This is a genomic window from Pseudomonas lini, from assembly GCF_001042905.1.
GTDB classification, from domain to species: domain Bacteria; phylum Pseudomonadota; class Gammaproteobacteria; order Pseudomonadales; family Pseudomonadaceae; genus Aquipseudomonas; species Aquipseudomonas lini.
The window spans coordinates 183,769-203,634 of the sequence record NZ_JYLB01000002.1; the positions used below are offsets into that span (position 1 = coordinate 183,769).

17 protein-coding genes and 2 tRNA genes are annotated in these 19,866 nt (G+C 58.6%); 4 read left to right on the forward strand and 15 right to left on the reverse strand.

Annotation, left to right across the window (positions count from 1 at the left end):
* Positions 1–163 precede the first annotated feature (163 nt).
* Both TU81_RS05210 and TU81_RS05215 read right to left on the reverse strand, forming a co-directional pair.
* A tRNA-Met gene (locus TU81_RS05210) sits at positions 164–240 on the reverse strand.
* Positions 241–459: 219 nt separating this feature from the next.
* Positions 460–536, reverse strand: a tRNA-Met gene (locus TU81_RS05215).
* 301 nt (positions 537–837) lie between these two features.
* Between TU81_RS05215 and dinB the strand changes: the two genes are divergently transcribed.
* Positions 838–1,899 carry a DNA polymerase IV gene (gene dinB / locus TU81_RS05220; protein ID WP_048393854.1) on the forward strand — a complete coding sequence of 354 codons (1,062 nt, stop codon included), beginning with the start codon at positions 838–840 and terminating at the stop codon, positions 1,897–1,899.
* Between the two features lie 208 nt (positions 1,900–2,107).
* Here dinB and TU81_RS05225 read toward each other — a convergent pair whose 3' ends face one another.
* The 4 genes from TU81_RS05225 to TU81_RS05240 form a co-directional block, all read right to left on the reverse strand.
* Positions 2,108–3,061 carry a hypothetical protein gene (locus TU81_RS05225; RefSeq protein WP_048393856.1) on the reverse strand — a complete coding sequence of 318 codons (954 nt, stop codon included), beginning with the start codon at positions 3,059–3,061 and terminating at the stop codon, positions 2,108–2,110.
* A gap of 17 nt (positions 3,062–3,078) precedes the next feature.
* The gene (locus TU81_RS05230; protein WP_038979208.1) at positions 3,079–4,794 is read right to left on the reverse strand and encodes a proline--tRNA ligase; all 1,716 of its coding nucleotides are present in this window, start codon (positions 4,792–4,794) and stop codon (positions 3,079–3,081) included.
* Positions 4,795–4,936: 142 nt separating this feature from the next.
* Entirely contained in the window at positions 4,937–6,496 is a 1,560-nt protein-coding gene (locus tag TU81_RS05235) for an AmpG family muropeptide MFS transporter (protein WP_038979209.1), read from the reverse strand.
* A 44-nt stretch (positions 6,497–6,540) separates the two neighbouring features.
* The gene (locus TU81_RS05240) at positions 6,541–6,894 is read right to left on the reverse strand and encodes an MGMT family protein (RefSeq protein ID WP_038979210.1); all 354 of its coding nucleotides are present in this window, start codon (positions 6,892–6,894) and stop codon (positions 6,541–6,543) included.
* A 167-nt stretch (positions 6,895–7,061) separates the two neighbouring features.
* Here TU81_RS05240 and TU81_RS05245 point away from each other — a divergent pair, with 167 nt between their 5' ends.
* Entirely contained in the window at positions 7,062–8,069 is a 1,008-nt protein-coding gene (locus TU81_RS05245) for a DUF481 domain-containing protein (RefSeq protein ID WP_038979211.1), read from the forward strand.
* A 164-nt stretch (positions 8,070–8,233) separates the two neighbouring features.
* Here TU81_RS05245 and TU81_RS05250 read toward each other — a convergent pair whose 3' ends face one another.
* Positions 8,234–8,443, reverse strand: coding sequence for a cold-shock protein (locus TU81_RS05250; protein ID WP_002554837.1), 210 nt, complete (start codon positions 8,441–8,443; stop codon positions 8,234–8,236).
* A gap of 354 nt (positions 8,444–8,797) precedes the next feature.
* Here TU81_RS05250 and dcd point away from each other — a divergent pair, with 354 nt between their 5' ends.
* Complete coding sequence (gene dcd, locus TU81_RS05255; RefSeq protein ID WP_007904652.1) at positions 8,798–9,364, forward strand: dCTP deaminase; 567 nt, start codon at positions 8,798–8,800, stop codon at positions 9,362–9,364.
* A 107-nt stretch (positions 9,365–9,471) separates the two neighbouring features.
* Entirely contained in the window at positions 9,472–9,681 is a 210-nt protein-coding gene (locus TU81_RS05260) for a hypothetical protein (protein ID WP_048393859.1), read from the forward strand.
* A gap of 122 nt (positions 9,682–9,803) precedes the next feature.
* Here the strand turns inward: TU81_RS05260 and TU81_RS05265 are convergent, their stop codons facing one another.
* The 8 genes from TU81_RS05265 to TU81_RS05300 all read right to left on the reverse strand — a co-directional run bounded on the left by TU81_RS05265 (position 9,804) and on the right by TU81_RS05300 (position 19,626).
* Positions 9,804–10,568, reverse strand: coding sequence for an ABC transporter ATP-binding protein (locus TU81_RS05265; RefSeq protein ID WP_038979212.1), 765 nt, complete (start codon positions 10,566–10,568; stop codon positions 9,804–9,806).
* Between the two features lie 13 nt (positions 10,569–10,581).
* A complete protein-coding gene (locus TU81_RS05270) occupies positions 10,582–11,700 on the reverse strand; it encodes a succinylglutamate desuccinylase/aspartoacylase family protein (RefSeq protein ID WP_048393861.1) in 1,119 nt (372 codons plus the stop codon).
* 12 nt (positions 11,701–11,712) lie between these two features.
* The gene (locus tag TU81_RS05275; RefSeq protein ID WP_048393863.1) at positions 11,713–12,423 is read right to left on the reverse strand and encodes an ABC transporter permease; all 711 of its coding nucleotides are present in this window, start codon (positions 12,421–12,423) and stop codon (positions 11,713–11,715) included.
* Positions 12,420–13,148, reverse strand: a complete 729-nt coding sequence (locus TU81_RS05280; RefSeq protein ID WP_048393865.1) for an ABC transporter permease — start codon at positions 13,146–13,148, stop codon at positions 12,420–12,422. The genes TU81_RS05275 and TU81_RS05280 overlap by 4 nt, the downstream gene beginning before the upstream one ends.
* Positions 13,149–13,204: 56 nt before the next feature.
* Entirely contained in the window at positions 13,205–13,987 is a 783-nt protein-coding gene (locus TU81_RS05285; protein WP_038979216.1) for a transporter substrate-binding domain-containing protein, read from the reverse strand.
* A gap of 314 nt (positions 13,988–14,301) precedes the next feature.
* Positions 14,302–15,990, reverse strand: coding sequence for an ATP-dependent DNA ligase (locus tag TU81_RS05290; protein WP_048393868.1), 1,689 nt, complete (start codon positions 15,988–15,990; stop codon positions 14,302–14,304).
* On the reverse strand, positions 15,987–17,018 hold the full coding sequence (locus TU81_RS05295; protein ID WP_048393869.1) for a ligase-associated DNA damage response exonuclease: 1,032 nt from the start codon (positions 17,016–17,018) through the stop codon (positions 15,987–15,989). The genes TU81_RS05290 and TU81_RS05295 overlap by 4 nt, the downstream gene beginning before the upstream one ends.
* A 157-nt stretch (positions 17,019–17,175) precedes the next feature.
* On the reverse strand, positions 17,176–19,626 hold the full coding sequence (locus TU81_RS05300; protein WP_048393871.1) for a penicillin acylase family protein: 2,451 nt from the start codon (positions 19,624–19,626) through the stop codon (positions 17,176–17,178).
* Positions 19,627–19,866 lie beyond the last annotated feature (240 nt).

Consider the following 19,866-nt stretch of genomic DNA (forward strand, 5'->3'; position numbering starts at 1 on the left):
CGTCATTCAGTCGTAGGAAGTTTCATCTGTGGTTCAGCCTGCGCTGAACTCACAGTCTGGCGATCCCGAACGGCTCGCTGCACAGTGACAGATCATTGTTGCGAAAGGACTTTTTCAACAGATACAAAAAAGGCCACTCTTTCGAGTAGCCTTTTTTGATGTTTGGTTGCGGGAGCCGGATTTGAACCGACGACCTTCGGGTTATGAGCCCGACGAGCTACCAGACTGCTCCATCCCGCGTCTGTGTGGCGGCATTCTACAGGCGAACGCCGGAGTGTCAACCGTTAATCCCAGTATGGCTCAAATAAGTGTAAAGCGACGGTGAACGGTAGCAGGGGAGACCTAAGTTTCGGAATCAGAACGATTTCTTGTTTCTGCGCCGAAAGGCTAGACCGCTGATTTTTATAAAACAGGCGCGCACAAAAAAGGCCACTCTTTCGAGTAGCCTTTTTTGATGTTTGGTTGCGGGAGCCGGATTTGAACCGACGACCTTCGGGTTATGAGCCCGACGAGCTACCAGACTGCTCCATCCCGCGTCTGTGTGTCGGCATTCTACAGAGGATCGCAGGGCTGTCAACCTTAAATCTCGGTAAAACCTGTTCCTGTTCAAGCGCTTAGGTGAAAAAAGCAATGGCTGGCCGGTCTGAAACGCAGGCAGGGCAAGGCTTGTGGCTCTATCGAGAGGGCTCTTTCGATTGAGAAAATAAATTCCTCCGGCGCTTTTCCTACAAAGGAAAAAGAACATTCAGAGTACTGGTGCTATATACAGGTGTCAGTGAGATACTGCCGGTATGACTCACCAACACCTCATTTCTTCGCCATGAACACTGCTTTTATATGACGCAGCGAAAAATCATCCACGTCGATTGTGACTGTTTCTACGCCGCCATCGAGATGCGTGACGACCCGCGCCTGGCTGGTAAGCCATTGGCGGTGGGCGGCTCGGCGGATCGGCGTGGGGTGATTGCCACCTGTAACTATGAAGCGCGGGCTTATGGCGTACGCTCGGCCATGTCTTCCGGACATGCCTTGAAGCTCTGTCCAGACCTGACTATCGTCAAGCCGCGCATGGATGCCTATCGAGAAGCGTCGAAGGAAATTCATACGATCTTTCGCGATTACACCGACCTGATCGAGCCGCTTTCCCTGGATGAGGCCTACCTCGACGTGTCGGACAGCGCGCATTTTGGCGGCAGCGCCACGCGAATCGCCCAGGACATTCGCCGCCGGGTCTCCAATCAGTTGCATATCACCGTGTCGGCCGGCGTGGCGCCGAACAAGTTTCTCGCCAAAATCGCCAGCGACTGGAAGAAGCCTAACGGCCTGTTCGTAATCACACCGGATCAGGTGGAAGACTTCGTCAGTGGTTTGCTGGTGAGCAAGCTGCACGGGGTTGGCAAAGTGACCGCCGACAAACTCGGCAGGCTCGGCATCGTCGATTGCTCGCATTTACGTGAGTGGGACAAGTTGGCACTGGTGCGCGAATTCGGCAGCTTTGGCGAGCGACTCTGGAGCCTGGCCCGTGGGATCGATGAGCGGTTGGTGCACAACGACAGTCGCCGGCAGTCGATCAGCGTCGAAAACACTTACGACGTGGACCTGCCGGATCTGGTGAGTTGCCTGGACAAATTGCCCGAGTTGCTGGAATCCCTGAATGACCGCATGGCACGGATCGACAGCAGCTATCGCCCGGGCAAGCCGTTCGTCAAAGTGAAATTTCATGATTTTACCCAGACGACTTTGGAGCAGGCCGGGGCAGGGCGGGATCTGGGGAGTTATCAGTTGCTGCTGACCCAAGCCTTTAACCGTGGTGGGAAACCGGTGCGGTTGTTGGGAATTGGGGTGAGGCTGGAGGATTTGCGGGGCGGGTTTGAGCAGATGGAGTTGTTTGAGCGGTAGTTTTGCAGTGAATGTAATGGCGTCATCGCGGGCAAGCCCTAATGCCAGTCAGTTAAGCGCAATCCATGTGGGAGCGGGCTTGCTCGCGAAGACGGCGGCACAGTAAACATTGATGTTGCCTGACCCACCGCTTTCGCGAGCAAGCCCGCTCCCACAGGTACTGCATCGTCCTTGTGGGAGCGGGCTTGCCCGCGAAGCTTTTAAGCGTTTAATTCGGCCCTGGATCCGCCACCAATCGCCCGGCATCCTTGGTCAGCGACTTGAGGAATTCGGTCTGCAGCTCGGGATCGTTGCGGGTCAGTTCGATCAGGCTCTGTTCCAGCTCGCTGGCTTCTTCTTCCAGACCCAGTTCCGACAGACGTTTGACCCGGTGTACCCACTGGCTCACTTCGTCGTCTTCGAGGTCGTCGTAAATCAGCCCATGCGCTTCGAGCAGCTTGCCGCGCAAGTTGCCGCTGATCATCAGGGACGAGTCGGTGTGCACATCGTCCTTGTTGTCCTCGACACTGATCTGCAGCTTGCCCAGATGATTGAGGTCATGTTCAGCGAACGGGCTGTCCAGCAGGTTCAGGCGCAACACGCCGTTACGGTCAGTGGTCAGTTCGAAGGTGTTCTTGCCAGCCTTGACCTGCACCGGGCGCTCGCTCCACGGCAGGCTCGAGTATTCCGTGCGCTTGTCGCGCTGGACTTCGTCGATACCCGCCAGGTTCTGTTGCGCCCGACCATGGGACTGCGCGTTCATGAACGGGTTGAGCCCGGCGAAACCATAGCTGAGCCAGTCCTTCGTCACGGTGTCCGGCAGATTGCCGAGGGCGAACACGTTGACCACGTTCGCACCGACACCGGCCACCACGGCCACCGCGCCCAGCGGGATCTCGTAGACCTCCCTCCAGGGTTGGTAAGGCGTGTAGCGATCGTAGTGACGCGTGACTTCGAACTCGGTGACTTCGAAAGTTTTTTGCTCGTGGATTTTCACCCGACGTTGCGGCAGCTCAAGCACCTTGGGCTCGCCGACATCGATCTGCAGGCTATGATCGAGCAATTTGCGCTCGACCCGTTCCTCGTGCTCGCTACGTTGTGACATCTGATTGGCACAGCCGCTGACCAGCAGGGCGCCGCACAGGGCGGCGCCACCGAGGCCTAAGGTGTTTCGCTTGAACATGACGTCTCTATCTGGTGTCAGCGGCGGATACGGGCCTGGAGGAAAGACAACACGTCAGCGACCGGCAGCGCTTGCGCCTCGGCCTCTGTGCGGCTCTTGTATTCCAGATTGCCGTCGGCGAGGCCGCGGTCGCTGACCACGATCCGGTGTGGAATGCCGATCAGCTCCATGTCCGCGAACTTGATGCCCGGGCTGGTTTTCTTGTCGCGGTCGTCCAGCAGCACTTCGAAGCCGGCGGCAGTCAGTTCTGCGTAGAGCTTGTCGGTGGCTTCACGAACCTGTTCGGTTTCGTAGCGCAGCGGTACCAGAGCAATCTGGAACGGGGCCAGAGCATCGCTCCAGATAATCCCGTTCTCGTCGTTGCCCTGCTCGATGGCGGCAGCCACCACGCGGGATACGCCAATGCCATAGCAGCCCATTTCCAGGGTGACCGGCTTGCCGTTCTCGCCCAGCACTTCGCACTTCATCGCTTTGCTGTACTTGTTGCCCAGCTGGAAGATGTGCCCGACTTCGATACCGCGCTTGATTTCCAGGGTGCCTTTGCCGTCAGGGCTCGGATCACCGGCCACGACATTGCGCAGATCGGCAACGGTCGGAACCGGCAGATCACGCTCCCAGTTCACGCCGAAGTAGTGCTTGTCGTCGATGTTGGCACCGATGCCGAAGTCGCTCATCAGCTCGACGGAACGGTCGATGATGATCGGCAGCGGCAGGTTCAACGGGCCAAGGGAACCGGCGCCGGCACCAATGGCGTCGCGCAGTTCAGCTTCGGAGGCCATGACCAGCGGGCTGGCAACGCCAGGCTGGTTGGCGGCCTTGATTTCGTTCAGCTCGTGGTCGCCACGAATGATCAGGGCAATCAGTTTGCCTTGCTCTTCAGCGTGCACCACCAAGGTCTTGATGGTCTTTTCGATCGGCAGATTGAAGCCTTCGACCAGTTGCGCGATGGTCTTGGCGTTCGGCGTGTCGACCAGACGCAACTCTTCGGTAGGCGCGGCACGAGAGGTTTCGCGCGGTACGGCTTCGGCCTTCTCGATGTTGGCTGCGTAGTCGGAACCGTTGCTGAAGACGATATCGTCTTCGCCGGATTCGGCCAGTACGTGGAACTCGTGGGAGCCGGCACCACCGATCGAGCCGTTGTCGGCTTCAACCGGACGGAATTTCAGGCCCAGGCGGGTGAACACGTTGCAGTACGCCTGGTGCATGCGATCGTAGGTGATCTGCAGCGAAGGCTGATCAGCGTGGAACGAATAGGCGTCCTTCATGATGAATTCGCGGCCGCGCATCAAACCGAAGCGTGGGCGGATTTCGTCACGGAATTTGGTCTGGATCTGATACAGGTTGATCGGCAGCTGTTTGTAGCTGCTCAGCTCGTTGCGCATCAGGTCGGTGATGACTTCTTCGTGAGTCGGGCCGGCACAGAAATCGCGACCGTGGCGATCCTTGAAGCGCAGCAGTTCAGGGCCGTATTCTTCCCAGCGACCGGATTCCTGCCACAGCTCAGCCGGTTGAGTGCTCGGCATCAACACTTCGAGAGAGCCGGCGGCGTTCATTTCTTCACGCACGATGGCTTCAACCTTGCGCATCACTCGCAAGCCCATGGGCAGCCAGGTGTACAGGCCCGAGGCGAGTTTGCGGATCATGCCGGCGCGCAGCATCAGCTGATGGCTGATGACGACCGCGTCGGAAGGCGTTTCTTTCTGTGTGGCGAGCAAAAATTGACTGGTGCGCATGGTTGGCCGTTGTCGGTTGCTGATGACGAGAAATGACGGAACATTGTACGGGCGAGATCTGCTGGCGTACAGGAGTGCGGCCGGCTGTGTCGCAGAGGGCGATAATCTGCCCGCCCTCTGCGATGTTTCCGGCGTAAAGAGCCTACGATTCTTCCGCGACCTGGGTCGGAACCGGTTCCGGCGTCGGTGTCGGACCGGCGCGGCGGTTTTCCTGGAACCAGTGCAGCGCGATCAACAGCAGGGTCGGAACGCCCAGCAGGGCGGTGATCAGGAAGAAGTTGTGATAACCGAATTTCTCCACCATGACCCCTGAATAGCCGCCGATCAGGCGGGGCAGCAAGAGCATGATCGAGCTGAGCAGGGCGTATTGTGTGGCGGAGAATTTGAGGTTGGTCAGGCTCGACAGGTAAGCGACAAATGCTGAAGTCGCCAGGCCCGAGCTGAAATTATCCAGTGAGATGGTGGCGATCAACATCTGCAGGTCGGCACCCATATCCGCAAGCATCAAGAACAGCAGGTTGGTGCCGGCTGAGGTAACGCCGCCGATGAACAGGATAGGCAGGATGCCGAAGCGCACGATTAGCAGGCCGCCCATGCCGGCGCCGACCAGCGTCATGATCAGCCCGAAAATCTTGCTGACGCTGGCAATCTGATCCTTGGTGAACCCTTGGTCGATGTAAAACACATTGGCCATCACGCCCATGACCGTATCGGACATCCGATAGGTGGCGATCAGCCCAAGCAGCAACAGGGCTTGCCAGCGGTAACGCAGGATAAAGTCATTGACCGGGGTCAGCACTGGGGCCAAGCCACGGCGGCCCATGGCCGACAAGCACAGGCCGGTAAGCGTGATATAGAGGATCGCCCGCAGGAACGCGCGGTCTTCGAGCAGCAGGTCGAGCACGCTGGCGCCTTCGAACAGTACGCTGGCGAAGTCGGTGTTGTAGAGCTGGGTGAACAAGGCCGGTACGGACACCAGCAGTACGATCAGCACGAACACCGACGCCAGTTGGTGCACGAAGCTGTAGCGTCCGGCCTGCAATTGAGTACGTAGAGGCACCGGCGGTTCGCGCATGAACAGGGTGGTCAGCAGCGCCGGGACCATCAAGACGCCGAACAGCACGTAGGTACCGGTCCACGCCGCATGCTTGTAGTTGAAGCCAGTGGAGCCGAAGCCTTCGGCGAAGAACAGTGCGCCTGCCGTCGCCAGCAGGGCCGCGACCCGATAACCGGCCATGTAGCTGGCTGCCAGCGCGGCTTGGCGGGTTTCATCGGCGATTTCCAGGCGATAAGCGTCGACGGCGATGTCTTGCGTCGCCGAGGCAAAGGCGACGACCACGGCGATGGCGATCAGCCAAGACAGGTGCTTTTGCGGGTCGCAAAATCCCATGCCGATCAGGCCAAGGATCACCAGTGCCTGGGCCAGTACCAGCCAGGAGCGTCGTCGACCGAGCTTGCCGAGCAGCGGCAGGCGCCATTGGTCGAGCAGCGGGGACCAGACCCATTTAAAGGCGTAGGCCAGGCCGATCAGGCTTGCATAGCCGATGGTTTCGCGGGCAACGCCGGCCTCGCGCAGCCAGACGGAAAGCGTCGAAAACACCAGCATGTAAGGCAAGCCGGCGGCGAAACCAAGCAGCAACAGTACGAGTGTCGAGGGGCTGGCATAGGCGGCGAGCGCGGCGCGCCAGGTTTTACGGGGCATGGGCTGGAGTCTGCCTCAAGAGTTACGGAAACAAAGCGCGCACTCTAACCGCTGTGCTCTACCGGGCGCCAGCCATGGCGCTGAATATCAACACGATTGTTCAGGATACTGATGCCTTCCATGCGCAATCGGGCCCGTTGTTCATCCCCCGAAGGGCTGCCCACGGGCAGGCTGATCCGACCGCCGGCACCCAGCACGCGGTGCCAGGGTAATTTGGTGTCGCCGGGCAATTGGCTCAGTGTTCGCCCGACCCAGCGGGCAGCACGACCCAGTCCGGCCAGCTCGGCGAGCTGGCCATAACTCACGACTTTGCCCTCGGGCACTTGCGCCAGGGTCAGGTAGAGCGCCGTGCGTCGGATTTGCGCCGCGCTTTCGGTTTCTGCGTTTGAGTCGGTCACGTCCCGGGTTTCCTGAAAGAATGCGCAATTGACCGTCTGTAGAGTAAATCCAGGATCGCCCATTGAGAAATGAACTCAATAGAAAAAGTCGGGTCAGTCCTTGTCAGGGCCTTATTCATGAGGATAATGCCGACTTTTTTTCGCAAAGTTGAGCCTTCGATTCGCTTATGTTGTCCAGAACCTTGCTGTGCCTCGCTGTCGCCAGTGCTTCCACTCCCTTGCTTGCCGATACCGTCTGGTTGAAGAACGGTGACAAGTTGAGCGGCAAAATCACCGTCTTTGATGGTGGCAAGCTGCTGATTCAGACCGAGTATGCGGGCGCGGTCCCGATCGACTGGAAACAGGTCAAAACCCTGGAAAGCGATCAGCAACTGTTGGTCAAACAGGATGCCTATACCGGTGAGAAGGCCAAATCCCTGCACGCGGCAGAGGATGGCAAGGTCACCTTGGCCAACGGCGATGGCCCCAAGACCGTGGAGCTGGCCAGTATCCAGCAGATGCTCAAGCCCAAGCCGGTAGTTGAGGATTTGGTGTGGAAAGGTAATGTCGACATGGCGCTGGATTATCAGCGGGCCGAAAAAGATACTGATGATTATGACGTTGGTTTCAAAACCACCGCGCGTCATGGTCGGTGGCGTCATACGGCGGAAGGTGAGTACAACCGCGAGTTCCAGGATGACGTTGTCACCACTGATAACTGGCGTGCCGAATATTCTCTCGACCGATTCCTCACCGAGAAGTGGTTCTGGCAAGGGCGCGCGGTCTATAAACGCGACAAGGTCGAAGAGCTCGCCCGTCAGCGCACCATCGGTACCGGCCCCGGTTATCAGTTCTGGGATAACGAATTGGGCGCCTTCTCCTTGGGCTCGCTGCTGAATAACACGGATTATGAGTATTCCAACGGTCGTAAGGAGAACTTCTACTCCCTGGCGATGAAGTGGGACTACAACCGTTATCTGGTTGGCAAGAAGGTCGAATTCTTCACCAATGGTGAGGTCGGCAAGCCGCTGTCGGGCGTGGCGGATTACGCACTCGATGCCGAGGTCGGCCTGCGCTACAAAGTCACCGATTGGGCGTCGCTGAACCTGAAGGCCGAGAGAGATATCATCAGTGGCAGCGATGAGGCTGATCTGAGCAAGACTCGTTACACCGCTGGGTTTGGCGTGGCCTGGTAACACTGAAAGATCAAAAGATCGCAGCCTTCGGCAGCTCCTACAGAGGATTGATGTATGCCCTGTAGGAGCTGCCGAAGGCTGCGATCTTTTTTGTCACACAAAACACTCAGGCACAAAAAAGCCCCGCTTTTGAGGGCGGGGCTTTTTACTAAAGCAAGTACAAGTTAGATAACTTGAACTTCTTCAGCTTGCATGCCTTTCTGACCGCGGGTAGCGATGAAAGAAACCTGTTGGCCTTCTTTCAGGCTTTTGAAGCCGTCGGATTGGATAGCTTTGAAGTGAACGAACAGGTCGTCACCGGATTGTGGAGTGATGAAGCCGAAGCCTTTTTCATCGTTGAACCACTTAACGGTACCGGTTTGGCGATTAGACATGGTGTAACTCCTTGAACAAAGATAACTGCGACGCAGGAAGAACCCTGGCCGAGACTGAGTGCAAAGAGCAGGAAAAATTCTTGTAGATGGTTGGATCGAAATTCAACATATCGTGTAGAGATTCTCAGTGACACAAGCAGCACAGTGGCGCCACCTTAACCCTTTTTCCGGAACGTGCCAATGGTTCTTGCGAAGGTTTCTCTGTTTTCATGACTGACGGTGTATCGAATAGCGGTGAAGGCCCTGAATTCACGGGGGATCGTCGAGAATTGTTTCCCGGACTTTGAACCCGGAGCGCCTGCCCGGTAAGATGCCGGACAGAATTTTTCCACCTCGCTATTCAGGACACCCGCCATGAGCATCAAATCGGACAAGTGGATTCGCCGCATGGCGCAGGAACACGGCATGATCGAGCCCTTCGTCGAGCGCCAGGTGCGCGGCAGCGACGATAGCCGTGTGATCTCCTACGGCGTGTCCAGCTACGGCTACGATGTGCGTTGTACCAATCACTTCAAGGTGTTTACCAACATCAATTCGGCGATCGTCGACCCGAAAAACTTCGATGCTGGCAGCTTCGTCGACATCCACAGCGACGTGTGCATCATTCCGCCGAACTCCTTCGCTCTGGCCAGCACCGTCGAATACTTCCGCATCCCGCGTAACGTATTGACCATTTGCCTGGGTAAAAGCACCTATGCGCGTTGCGGCATCATCGTCAATGTCACGCCGCTTGAGCCTGAGTGGGAAGGTCACGTGACCCTGGAGTTCTCCAACACCACCAATCTGCCGGCGAAAATCTACGCGAACGAAGGCGTAGCGCAGATGTTGTTCCTTGAGTCGGACGAAGAGTGCGAAGTCTCCTACAAGGACCGTGGCGGCAAGTACCAGGGCCAGCGTGGCGTGACCCTGCCGCGTACCTGAGTCAGCCGTCTGACAAACCGTTGGAATTCCTGAGCGGGCGTACACTCTATGGAATGTACTGCTCCGATTCGCGCAAGGCGGATCGGGCCATCGCTCAGGAGTGCTTCATGAAGATCGATCCGCGAATAAGTGCCGAACTGGCAAGGCTTGAGCCCAATCAGGTTGGCATGCTGGCCTGGTCCTTGTTGGCACATCCGCCAGTCAGCATGGCAGGGGGCATCCCCGGCCAGCCTGATCCCGACACCCCCAACGAACAGCCGACAGAACCCGGAGAACCGACTCTTCCGGATGAACCACCACCCGCGCCAGTGGCCTGATATCTGTTAGCGAAATCCGCTTTTGTAGGAGCGAGGCTTGCCCGCGATGAAGGCAACTCGGTCTATATGATGACCGCATTATCGTTCTTCGCGGGCAAGCCTCGCTCCTACAGGACGGTGGGTTACTTGAGGTTGCCGCTGAGGAACTGCTTCAACCGCTCACTCTTCGGATTACCCAGCACATCTTCCGGCGCGCCTTCTTCTTCCACCAGACCCTGGTGCAGGAACAGCACCTGGCTCGAGACCTTGCGGGCGAAGCTCATTTCGTGGGTGACCATGATCATGGTCCGGCCTTCTTCGGCCAGGCCCTGGATCACCTTGAGCACTTCGCCGACCAGTTCCGGGTCGAGCGCCGAGGTCGGTTCGTCGAACAGCATGACTTCCGGTTCCATGGCCAGTGCGCGGGCAATGGCTACCCGTTGTTGCTGGCCGCCTGAAAGGAACGCCGGGTATTGATCCGCCACGCGCGCCGCCAGGCCAACCTTGTCGAGGTAACGTCGGGCACGGTCTTCGGCTTCTTGCTTGCTGCAACCGAGTACCCGGCGCGGGGCCATGGTGATGTTCTCCAGCACCGTCATGTGGCTCCACAGGTTGAAGTGCTGGAACACCATGGCCAGGCGGGTGCGGATCCGCTGCAGTTCATCTGCATCGGCCACGTGCATGCCGTGGCGATCCTTGATCATGCGGATGTTCTGGCCGTCCATGGTCATGGCGCCGTCGTTGGGTTGTTCGAGAAAGTTGATGCAGCGCAAAAAGGTGCTTTTGCCTGAGCCGCTGGCGCCGATCAGGCTGATGACGTCGCCGGTTTTGGCCTTGAGCGAAACACCTTTGAGCACCTGATGATCGCCATAGCTTTTATGCAGGCCTTCAATGGTCAATTTGTACATGGGGCATGCATCCTCAAGGCGAAAGTAGGTAGCCGCTGCGATAGGCTTCGGTGCCCGCGACGTGGGCGATTACCATGCCGGCAGTGGCCATGCGCCGCAGCGAACGGGCGTACATCAGCCCGGCGACGGAGCAATGAACAGGGGTGACGCGATCATTGATCGGGTCGATCACTTCGGCGATCAGTTGCCCGGCCTCCAGGTATTCCCCGGGCAGGGCCGTGAACACCAGCAGTCCGCCCACGGGTGTCGCCACCGGTTCGACGCCGGCCAGCGGTGTGGCCGGGTAGGGCAGTTCGGGTAATGGCGCCGGTTCACCGGCAATCGCGCCGAAATGAATCAGATAATCGATCAGCGCCCGACAGTCGAGGCTTGCCAGCGGGTGATTGACGTCACCTTGGCCGCGCAATTCGACGGTAACTGAAAAACTGCCCAGCGGAATCTCGAACTGCTCGCCGAAGCGCTCTTTCAGCTGCCACCAGAGCAGAGTGAAGCATTCATCGAACGACTGGCCACCCGAGTCAGTGGCCAGCAGGCTGGCTTCGGAACCGATGTAGCGCGCCAGCGGCTCGACCTGCGGCCAGGCCTCGGGCGTGGTGTAGAGGTGCGCCACGGCTTCGAAATCACAATGCAGGTCCAGCACCATGTCCGCATCGCAGGCCAGCCGTTGCAGGGTCAGACGTTGGGATTGCAGTTGAGTGCCTGCGGTCTGCCGCGCCAACGCCTTGCGCAGGCTGTCGCGGATCAGTTCGAGGTTACGTTGCGGATCGTCGCCGAGCAGGCCTTCGATCTCGTTACCGACTTCTTCACTCAAGTCGACGAACCAGCGATTGAAGTTCTGCCCGCTTTCCAGCTCGTAGCGGCCCAGTGGAACGTCCATCAACACCTGTTCCAGGCCGACCGGGTTCGCCACGGGCACCAGCACGATTTCGCTGCGCAGCCGGCCGGCGGCTTCCAGTTCCGCCATACGTTGCTTGAGGTGCCAGGCCACCAACATGCCGGGCAATTCATCGGCATGCAGGGAAGACTGGATGTAAATCTTGCCTTTGGCCGACGGCGGGCCGAAGTGGAAGCTGTGAATCTGTCGCACGGTCCCCGGCAGCGGGGCCAGCAGGTCATGAATCTGGTGGCGCATGTACGAGTTGTCCTAGTGAGTCGGCCCGAGGAAGGCCAGCCATCGGCGTTCGGCGAGACGGAACAGGCCGACCAGCGCAAAGGTAACGGTCAGGTAGATCAGCGCGGCGATGCCGAACGACTGGAATGTCATGAAGGTCGCCGAGTTCGCATCACGAGCGACTTTCAATACATCCGGGATAGTCGCGGTGAACGCCACGGTGGTCGAATGCAGCATCAGAATCACTTCGTTGCTGTAATAAGGCAACGAGCGACGCAGGGCCGACGGCATGATGACGTAGGCATAAAGCTTCCAGCCTGTCAGACCGTAGGCCTTGGCTGCTTCGACTTCACCGTGCGCCATGCTGCGAATCGCCCCGGCGAAGATCTCCGTGGTGTAGGCGCAGGTATTCAGGGCGAAGGCCAGGATCGTGCAGTTCATCGCATCGCGAAAGAATGCATCAAGAACAGGCTGGGCACGTACGGCAGCCAGGCTGTAGATCCCGGTGTAGCAAATCAGCAGCTGGATATACAGCGGCGTACCCCGGAACAGGTAGGTGTAAAACTGCACCGGCCAACGGACGTAGATCTTGGGCGAAACCCTGGCGATGGAGAGCGGGATCGACACCACAAAACCGATGAAGATCGACGCGCTGAGCAGCCACATGGTCATGGCCAGGCCAGTGATGTTGTAGCCGTCGGTATAAAGGAAGGGTCTCCAGTATTCCTGCAAGAGTTCGATCATCGTACGGCCTCCCGGGAACCGGCGGCGTAGCGGCGTTCGAGCCAGCGCAGGACGACGTTGGAGGCACTGGTGATCAGCAGGTAAATCAATGCGGCAAGCACCAGGAAGTAGAACAGTTGATAAGTGCTTTTCCCGGCGTCCTGCGCAGCCTTGACCAGGTCGGCGAGGCCGATGATCGAGACCAGCGCGGTGGCCTTGAGCATCACCATCCAGTTGTTACCGATGCCCGGCAGGGCGAAGCGCATCATTTGCGGGAACACCACGAGACGAAAACGCTGACCGCGTTTGAGGCCATAGGCAGTGGCGGCTTCGACCTGGCCCCGCGGTACGGCGAGGATCGCTCCGCGAAACGTTTCGGTGAAGTACGCGCCATAAATGAAGCCCAGGGTGATGACCCCGGCGCTGAACGGGTTGATCTCGATGTATTCCCATTCCATGAAGTCGGTAAACGAGGTCAGCCAGGTTTGCAGGCTGTAGAAGATCAGCAGCATCAGCACCAGGTCGGGCACCCCACGAATCAGCGTGGTGTAGAGCTGGGCCGGTACACGCACCAGTTTGACTTTTGACAGCTTGGCACTGGCACCGAGCAGACCGAGCAATACGGCCAACAAAAGTGACAACACCGATAATTTGATGGTCATCCAGGTGCCTTCCATCAGCAACGGACCGAAGCCCTTGAGGCTGAAGGCAGAAAGCCCCAAGTCTTGTAATAGGTTTTCGAACATAAATCAGCAACCTGATCGGGTAAAAAAAGCGCCCATCGCGAGATGGGCGCCGGGCATTATTTGCCGCTGTACAGATTCAGATCGCCAAAGTGTTTCTTCTGAATGGTGGCGTAGGTGCCATCGTCGTGTAACGCTTTGATACCTTTATTCAAAAGGTCTTTGAGGTCTTTGTTACCTTTAGAGATACCGATAGCTGTTTTCGACGGCAGCAATTCGCTGTCGACCGGCTTGCTGACTTCGTAGCCTTCGCCTTTTGGAGACTTCAAGAAGCCCAGTTCGGCTTGCAGCATGTCCTGGATTGCTGCGTCGAGGCGACCGGACATCAGGTCCGAATACACCTGATCCTGGTTCTGATAGGCCTGGGTTTTCACGCCAGCCTTGTCCAGCACGGCCTTGGCGTAGGCTTCCTGGATGGTGCCTTGCTCATAGCCGACGGTCTTGCCCTTCAGCGACGCAACATCTTCGCTCAGCCCGGAACCTTTCTTGAATACATAAGCGGTTGGGCCGGAGAACAGCTCGTCGGAGAAGTCGATGACTTTTTCGCGGGCCGGGGTGACGGTCATCGAAGAGATCACACCGTCGAATTTATTGGCCTTGAGGCCCGGAATCATGCCGTCGAAATCGCTTTCGACCCATTTGCACTTGACCTTCAGCTCGGCGCAGATCGCATTGCCCAGATCGATGTCGAAGCCTACCAGGCTGCCGTCGGCTGCTTTGGACTCGAACGGCGCGTAAGAAGGGTCAACGCCAAAACGCAATTCTTTGTATTCCTTGGCCAGCGCGGAGCCGGCAGCCATGCACAACGCCAGTGCAGAAAGGGTCAGCAATGCTTTTTTCATTATTCAATCCCTAAGAACCAATATGAGCGCTTGTGGCGCAGAAGTACTGTTACTGGAAAGCGTAAGACCTATTCAAAGTAGCAATTTCCGAACCAGAGTCCCGAACAAGCGTTTAAAAGGTAATACAAGAAGTGGCAAAGCGCGATCTGTGCACGAAAACGGGCATCGCCAAATCCCTGCGCCAGGGTGGTGCTGTAGGAGCGAGGCTTGCCCGCGAAGCTTTTGGCGTACCTGAAGACGCCTTCGCGGGCAAGCCTCGCTCCTACAGAGCAGGTTTCGCAGCCGCTGCAAAAGATCAGCCCACAGAAATCAGGTCAGGCGAGCAAATCCTGCAACGTCGCCAAGCTGTCAGCGTCCTCCACCGACTTGTCCTGCCGCCAGCGCAGCATCCTCGGAAACCGCACCGCAATCCCGCTCTTGTGCCGTTTCGACAGGGCAATGCCCTCGAATCCCAGTTCAAACACCAACGTCGGTTTCACACTGCTCACCGGTCCGAACTTTTCCACCGTGGTCTTGCGCACGATGCTGTCGACCTGACGCATTTCTTCGTCGGTCAACCCGGAGTAAGCCTTGGCGAAAGGCACCAGCGTTCGCTCGCGGGCAGAGGGTGGGCCATCCCACACAGCGAAGGTGTAATCGGTGTAGAGACTGGCCCGGCGGCCATGACCCTGCTGGGCATAGATCAGCACCGCATCGACGCTGAACGGGTCGACTTTCCATTTCCACCACACCCCCATGTCCTTGGTCCGCCCGACGCCATACAGTGCATCGTGGGCCTTGAGCATCATGCCTTCGACGCCCAGTCTGCGGGAGGCTTCTCGTTGACGGGCGAGGTCGAACCAGTCTTCACCGGTCAGCACGGGCGAGCTCAGTAACACCGGGTTTGCGCAGGTGAGGATGAGTTGTTCCAGCTGAGTGCGGCGCGTGGCTTGAGTCTGGTTACGCCAATCCTCTCCCTGCCATTCCAGTAAGTCGTAGGCCTGGATGACCACGGGTACCTCATCGAGGATTTTTTTGCTCAGCATTTTACGGCCGATCCGCTGTTGCAACAGGGCGAAAGGCTGCACGGAAGGGGGCGATAGCGATTGCGCGTCGAAGGTGTCCTCGGTACCCGATTGTGCAGCTTTCCAGGCGACGATTTCACCGTCGATCACCGTGCCATCGGGTAAGCCATGGACCAGGCTCTCCAGTTCGGGGAAGCGTTCGGTCACCAGTTCTTCACCTCGCGACCAGATCCACAAGCGCCCATCGCGCTTGACCACTTGAGCGCGGATGCCGTCCCACTTCCATTCCACTTGCCACTGGCTGGCCGGTCCGAGCAGGGTTTCGAACCGCTCGACCGGGTGCGACAACGCATGGGCGAGGAAAAAAGGGTACGGCTGGCCACCCCGTTGGGCATGCTCATTGGGTGATTCGGGGGCGATCAGCTTCAGGTAACTGGCGGCGCTTGGGCGGTTAGACAGATCGGTGTAACCCACCAGTCGCTGGGCCACGCGTTTGCTGTCGAGCCCGGCCATCGCCGCCAGGGCGCGGGTGACCAGCAATTTGGAAACCCCGACACGGAAACTGCCGGTGATCAATTTGATGCACAGCATCAGGCTTTGGCGATCCAGTTGCGCCCACAGGGCCGGCAAGCATTCGGCGAGGGTCTGCGGGGGGGCGTTACGCAGTGGCAGCAGTTTGTCTTCTATCCACACCGCCAGCCCGTCGGTAGAGGTGTGGAGCTTTTCGGGCAGCACCAGCGAAATGGTTTCCGCCAGATCACCGACGGCCTGATAACTTTCCTCGAACAACCAGGGCGAGAGCCCGGAAAACGCTGTGGCCATTTCCCGCAGCATTCGTACCGGCACCAATTGCCGAGGTCGTCCACCGGACAGAAAGTACACCGCCCAGGCGGCATCTTCAGGCGCGGCTTGGGCGAAATAGTTCTGCATCGCCGTCAGTTTGGCGTTGCTCGAGGTGGTGGCATCGAGTTCGGCATACAAGTCGGCGAAGGCTTTCATGCCAGCACCTCAGCGCTCTCGGGTTCGAGGACAGGGGTGTCTTCATCATCGCCGTACTCGGTGCTGAAACTCATGGCATCGAGGCCTAGTTCGCGCAGATGGCGCACCAGCACTCCAATCGAACCATGGGTGACGATCACGCGTTCGGCTCCGGTTTGTTCGATGGCCCAGAGCAGGCCGGGCCAGTCGGCGTGGTCGGACAGCACGAAACCGCGGTCCACGCCGCGCCGCCGCCGTGTCCCGCGCAAGCGCATCCAACCGCTGGCGAAGCCATCGCTGTAGTCACCGAAACGCCATATCCAAGGGCTGGCGCCAGCCGGAGGTGGTGCGAGGACCAAGGCCTTGCGCATCATCGGGTCATGTTTTTTTACTTCGCCGGAATAGATCGTTGGCGGTAAATAAATGCCGCTCTCGCGATAAATCCGATTGATGGGTTCAACCGCGCCATGGACCAGAATGGGACCGAGACTGGCATCGATGCCGTGGAGAATCCGCTGAGCCTTGCCGAAGGAATAGCAGAGCAGCACGCTGGTTTTGTCGGCTGCGGCGTTGGTCTGCCACCACTGATTGATCTCGGCAAAGATCTGCGTCTGGGGTTGCCAGCGGTAAATCGGCAAACCGAATGTCGATTCCGTGATGAACGTGTGGCAACGCACCGGTTCGAATGGCGCACAGGTGCCGTCGGGTTCGGTCTTGTAATCCCCCGAGGCGACCCAGACCTCACCGCCGTATTCCAGCCGTACCTGGGCCGAGCCGAGTACATGACCCGCAGGGTGAAAACTCAGTTTTACGCCGTGGTGCAGCAACTGCTCGCCATAGGGCAAGGTTTGCAGGTTGATGTCCTGGCCCAGACGCGCGCGCAGAATGCCTGCACCCGGTGCCGCCGCCAGATAATGTTGATTGCCACGGCGAGCATGGTCGCTGTGGGCATGGGTGATCAGCGAGCGTTCGACCGGCTGCCATGGGTCAATATAGAAATCCCCGGGCGGGCAGTACAAACCTTCAGGACGAGCGATAACAAGGTCCATATTGTTACCCAAATGGAGAGGCCTGTTAGCTAGGAGGTTTGCGCGAGACGAGAAGTTCTATTTATTTTTATGGGTGGTAAAAATCAAAAGCTCGCAGCCTGCGGCAGCTTTTGTAGGAACTGCCGCAGGCTGCGATCTTGTCTTTTGACTGACTTACTTACTTGCCAGGCGTCAGCGTCAACCGCGTCTTGCCATACACCTTGTCAAAGTTCTGCGGCTGCATCGGCAGGCTCATGTATTGCCCCTTGAGCCATGGATCGACGCTGTCGAGATAGTGCGGGCTGGCCGGGTTGCCGGATTGGCCGGTACCGTTCTGGCCCATCAGCGGTTCGGCCTGGCCGAAATCGACGATAAAGCGCATGGCCGGTGCCTGTGTGGTGTTGAAGTCCTGACCCCAGGTGAACGCGGCGGTGTTGAGCGTGGTGTGGTCGCCGCCGGCTGCCAGCGGACCGCGCACGGTCTGGCCACTGACGTTCTTCCACTCATAGCGATGCAGTTTGCCCCACTGCCAGGCTTTGTGATCGCCACCCAACTGGCTGTCACCCGCGCTGATTGCGGCCGCCAGGCTACGGGCGAGAATCGCCGGTTTGTCTTCTTTCTGCGAGGTGCGCAGGTCGTCCCAGAACGGACTGTCCTCACGGCTCAGCAGATGGTCGGCCTGAGCCGCGTAAGACAACTTGCCGTTGGCGATAAAGGCCTTCCACGCCGGGCTGCTTTCCGGGCCCAGTTCGTCGAGGAAAATCTGTTTAGTGCTTTCCTGCAGGAACAGCTCGTAAATCGCCGCGTCGGCGGAGGTCGGGCTGAGTTTGCCGTCGAAAGCCATCAAGCGTGTGTAAGCCTCGCGAGCCTTGCCGCGATCAACCTCCGGCAGCGCTTCGATGGCCTGTTTGAGTGGCTGAGCCATGCCCGGCGCTTCAAACATTTTCTTCAGCTTGGCAGCGAAGGTGGTGGTCTGGTCGTATTGCATGGCGATCACGCTACGAGTGTCGTGCTTGCCTACGCCCGCCAGTTCGGCCATGCGCTCGCCGCGCTCCGGCGCTGACCAGGAATTGGACAGTTGCATGCCATAGCCATGGGGAATGACCCGTTGGTTGGCGGTGCCGAGCCAGCCCTGAGTCGGGTCTTGGTCATACGGATGGAGCATCGGGTCGGCGTAACCGTCCCAGTCGTAACGACCTTCCCAGCCCGGCGACGGCAGCAAGCCTTCACCTTCGCGACGGTTCGGGTAGCGACCGGTGACTTGCCAGCCAATGTTGCTGGCATCGGCAAACACCAGATTCAGGGCGATGGCGCGTATTTCACGGCTGGCGTCCGAGGCCTTCTCGACGCTCTGCGCTCGGGACAGGTCGAAAAAGGCGTCCAGGGTTTTGTCGTCGGTGAAGTTCGGCGTCTGCAAAGCCAGGCCGAAACCATTCGCCAACGCGGTGCCTTGGGCGCTGTTGAGCAACGGCCCGTGGCGGGTTTCGTACACCGCTTCGCGAATCGGCTTCTGGCCTTTGACGAAGTAGGTTTCGTTACGCACGATCGCCGGCTGCCATTTGCCGCTGACTTCGTAGGAAAGGCCATTGCTTTGGCGTTTGATTTTTTCCAGGAACAGGTCCTGGTTGTCGCCCATGACCGTGGTCATGCTCCACGCCACTTTGCCGTTGAAACCACCGAGCACCATGGGTAACCCGGCAATGGTCACGCCGGATGCCTGGTATTTCGGCGCGCGAATCTGTACGTAACTGAACAGCGACGGCACGCCCAGCGGCCTATGGCTGTCGCTGGCCAACAGGCTTTTGCCGCTGCGGCTGCGTTGCGGGGCGATCGCCCAGTTGTTCGAAGACGTGGCGCCCAGCAGGTTCAAGTCGGACAGTTGACCGGTGGCTTTGCTGATTTCGCTCAGCCCCGGGATTTGCCCGTTGAGTTTGAAGCCCTGAAGTTTTTCGGCTTCAGCGACCGGCAGTTTTTCGTCAGGGGCGGACGGCGCAAGCCACGCCAGCTTGTCGGTACTGACCGTCTGGGCCAGCATCAATGAGGAAATTTCTTCCGGCAGGTTCGCCGATTGACTGAAATTCAGCAGGCAGAAAATCAGCGCCGAATCTTCCGGTTTCCAGTATTCCGGTTTGTAGCCAGTGGCTGCTAGGTCCGCAGGCAGTTTGTCGCGGTAGCGGAACAGGTAGGCGTTGACCCCACGGGCATAGACTTCGAAGAAGCGCTTGAGGCGCGGCGAAGAGGCCTTGTACAGCTCACCCGCGCTTTTCTTCAGATTGACTGCACGCATGTAGCGGTCGGCGTCGAGCAAGTCTGAACCGGACATCTCCGCCAGACGACCCTGCGCCAGCAAACGCAGAGTGACCATTTGGCTGATGCGGTCGCTGGCGTGCACGTAGCCGAGGGTGAACAGTGCATCGTGGAAGCTGTTGCTCTCGATCAGCGGCATGCCCATGGCATTGCGTCGAATCGAAACGTTCTGCGCCAAGCCCTTGAGCGGTTGCACGCCGGAGGCTGGCGGGAGGGTGTCTTGAGTGTTCCAGGTCTGACAACCAGTCAGGCTTAAAACACCGGCCACTGCTGCGGCAACGCCGAACCGGGGAAGAAAATGTGTGAGGGCTGGCGAGGCCATGGCAAAGCTCCTGCGGGGGTAGTGACGCAATAAAGGCGCTACGTTAGTGAGCAGGAGGTGGTCGCGCAAGCGGGGTATGGGGTTATTTCAACATTTGTCTGATAAACCACACACTCCCAGGCGATGCGTTACCTGTGGCGAGGGGGCTTGCCCCCGTTGGACCGCGAAGCGGTCCCAAAACCGACAACGGTGTTCTTCTGCAAGAACGGCGGTGATGGTTTCACGACTGCTGCGCAGCCG